The following is a 2,927-nucleotide window of genomic DNA, read 5'->3' as shown; positions in this document are numbered from 1 at the left end:
GGAATGGAGAAGGGATATTCGATGAATCCACGGAGAACACGGAGGTGCACGGAGAAAAATCCGTGACCCTCCGTGCCCTCCGTGGATGAATGAAACGTATGAAAGGGATGGACGAAAAACAATGACCATTCTCCCCTCTAAATTCGGATCCTACGGCGGCCGGTACGTGCCGGAGACGCTGATGCCGGCGCTCGAGCAGTTGGAGGCGGAATTCACGCGCGCGCGCGACGACCGGGCATTCCAACAAAAGCTCAACGGTCTGCTGGTGGATTACGCCGGCCGGCCCACCCCGATCACCTACGCCTCGCGGCTGAGCGAGCGCCTGGGCGGGGCGCGGATCTACCTAAAACGCGAGGACCTGGCCCACACCGGCGCCCACAAGATCAACAATGCGCTCGGCCAGGCGCTGTTGGCGCAGCGGATGGGCAAGCGGCGGATCATCGCCGAAACCGGCGCCGGCCAGCACGGCGTGGCCTCAGCCACGGCCTGCGCCCTGCTCGGGCTGGAATGCGCCGTCTACATGGGCGAGGTGGACATGGCCCGCCAGGCGCCGAACGTATTCCGGATGCGTCTGCTCGGCGCCGAAGTCCGCCCGGTTTCGAGCGGCAGCCGGACCCTCAAGGACGCGATCAACGAAGCCATCCGCGACTGGGTGACCAACGTCGAGACGACGCACTACCTGCTCGGCTCGGCGCTCGGGCCGCACCCCTACCCGACCATGGTGCGCGAATTCCAGAAGGTGATCGGCCGAGAAGCCCGCACGCAGATGCTGGCCAAAACCGGCCGGACGCCGGACGCCGCCGTCGCCTGCGTCGGCGGAGGATCGAACGCCATCGGCCTGTTCTCGGGCTTCCTCGACGATCCGGACGTCGCCCTGATCGGGGTCGAGGCCGGCGGCGAGGGAATCGCCGGCGGGAAACACGCCTCGCGCTTCTCCGATCCGGAGCGCAGCCGGCTCGGCGTACTGCACGGCACGCACACCTTCGTGCTGCAGACTCCCGACGGGCAGATCGCCGAGACGCATTCCGTTTCCGCCGGGCTGGATTACGCCGCCGTCGGGCCGGAGCACGCCCACTTGCGGGATCTGGGCCGCGCGGAGTACACCGTCGCCACCGACGCCGAGGCGCTCGCGGCGTTCTCGCTCCTGTCGACGCTCGAGGGAATCATCCCGGCGCTCGAGAGCGCGCACGCCGTGGCGGAAGCCGTCCGCCGCGCGCCGAAAATGAAGCCGGATCAAATTCTTCTGATTTGCCTTTCGGGCAGAGGGGATAAGGACCTGGATACGGTGACCCCCCTCCTGGCCTCCCCGCCCTCTCTCAAACCCTCCCCCGTTTCCTTGGCTAACGGGGAAGGGAAGAGCGGGGGCACGGGAAGGCGGAAAAGTGAGAGGAAGTAAACCATGCCGCTCGCCGAAATCAAACTCGCCTTCCAGCGCAAGCCGGCCTTCATGCCCTATCTGCCGGTGGGATACCCGACCCTCGCGGATTCGATCGACGCCCTTGAGGCGCTTGGGAAAAACGGCGCCGACCTGATCGAAGTGGGGATTCCGTTCTCGGATCCGCTGGCCGACGGGCCGGTGATCCAACAAGCCACGCACACGGCCCTGGAAAACGGGGTCACACTCGGATCCGTCTTCGATGCACTCCGTGAACTTCGTCGCCGGGGCGTCGCGATCCCTTTGATCCTGATGGGATATTACAACCCGATTTTCCGCCGCGGCCTGGAGGCATTCCGCCGCGACGCGCTCGCCGCCGGCGCGGACGGCGTGATCGTCCCCGATCTGCCGCCGGAAGAATCCGGGGAATTGGAGCAGGCCCTGGGAGGGGATTTCCCCTGCATCCGGATGCTCGCCCCGACCACCAGCGCCGACCGCGCGCAGAAAATCTGCGCCTCGGCCAAAGGGTTCCTGTACCTGGTCTCGGTGACCGGGGTTACCGGCGCGCGCGACAAGGTGTCCGCGGGCTTGCCGGAATTCATTGCCCGGGTCCGCGGCGCGGTTCCACAAGGCCTTCCGCTGTGCGTCGGATTCGGGATCGCTTCGCCCGCCCAGGCGGCCGAAGTCGGGCGGATCGCCGACGGCGTGATCGTCGGCTCGGCCTGCGTGCGCGCGCTCGGCGAAGCGCAGCAGCCCAAACTCGCCGCGGCGAATCTGGCGCGCGCCTTCCGTGCGGCGCTGAAGGGAATCGGACCGTAGACCATGGTTGATCGGCCATAGACGGCGGGCTATGGATTTCGGACATCGGACGATGGCCGATGGTCGATCCGCGATGGTCAATCTGCAACGGCCGATCCTGTCCATCGTCCCTTGACGGGAAATCATTTATACTGATAGCCGGGAAAACATACCAGGTATTCCGAACAAATCGCCATGGGTTTGTCTTTTTTCTTTATTCTGCTTTCGACCCTGATGTTCCTGGGGGGCATGGGATTCGTCCTCTGGATCGAACGCCACCACGATCTCGGGGCTCCGATCGCCTTGGCCGAACCCGCCGCGGACGGCCCGCTGATATCCATCCTCATCCCCGCCCGCAACGAAGCCCGCAACATCCGCCGCTGTCTGGAAGGCGTCCGCGCGCAAACCTACTCCCGCTGGGAGGCGGTCGTCATCGACGACAATTCGGCGGATGACACTCCGCAGATCGTCGCCTCCTTCGCAGCCCGGGATTCGCGCATCCGGCTGGTGCGCGGGACTCCCCTGCCTGCGCGATGGGTGGGGAAATCCCACGCACTGGCCCAGGGCGCCCAGGCCGCCAAGGGCGAATGGCTGTGCATGCTGGACGCCGACACTTTCGCCGCCCCCGAATTGCTCGCCTCGACCTACCAAGAGGCGCAGACCCGAGGCGTGCATTTTCCGGCCTAATCCGGCCGCCCGTTTCGGAGTTATCCGGCCGGTGATTCCGGAGTTATCCGGCCACCCATTCCGGAGT

3 protein-coding genes are annotated in these 2,927 nt (G+C 65.8%); all 3 read left to right on the top strand.

The genetic code is table 11. The annotated features are described in order from the left end of the window. Positions 1-121 precede the first annotated feature (121 nt). The 3 genes from trpB to JW929_03500 all read left to right on the top strand — a co-directional run bounded on the left by trpB (position 122) and on the right by JW929_03500 (position 2,860). Entirely contained in the window at positions 122-1,396 is a 1,275-nt protein-coding gene (gene trpB, locus JW929_03510) for a tryptophan synthase subunit beta (GenBank protein MBN1438454.1), read from the top strand. 3 nt (positions 1,397-1,399) lie between these two features. Then, the gene (locus JW929_03505) at positions 1,400-2,194 is read left to right on the top strand and encodes a tryptophan synthase subunit alpha (GenBank protein MBN1438453.1); all 795 of its coding nucleotides are present in this window, start codon (positions 1,400-1,402) and stop codon (positions 2,192-2,194) included. Positions 2,195-2,368: 174 nt separating this feature from the next. Next, positions 2,369-2,860, top strand: coding sequence for a glycosyltransferase family 2 protein (locus JW929_03500; protein MBN1438452.1), 492 nt, complete (start codon positions 2,369-2,371; stop codon positions 2,858-2,860). Positions 2,861-2,927 lie beyond the last annotated feature (67 nt).

The sequence above is a fragment of the Anaerolineales bacterium genome (assembly GCA_016928575.1).
GTDB lineage: Bacteria > Chloroflexota > Anaerolineae > Anaerolineales > RBG-16-64-43 > JAFGKK01.
Note: the sequence above shows the minus strand (reverse complement) of the source record. Positions and strands in the feature narration are given on the sequence as shown.

Excerpts from the sequence above, each read along its gene's own strand:
- trpB (MBN1438454.1), top strand. The coding sequence starts at position 122 with ATGACCATTCTCCCCTCTAAATTCGGATCCTACGGCGGCCGGTACGTG.
- JW929_03505 (MBN1438453.1), top strand. The coding sequence starts at position 1,400 with ATGCCGCTCGCCGAAATCAAACTCGCCTTCCAGCGCAAGCCGGCCTTC.
- JW929_03500 (MBN1438452.1), top strand. The coding sequence starts at position 2,369 with ATGGGTTTGTCTTTTTTCTTTATTCTGCTTTCGACCCTGATGTTCCTG.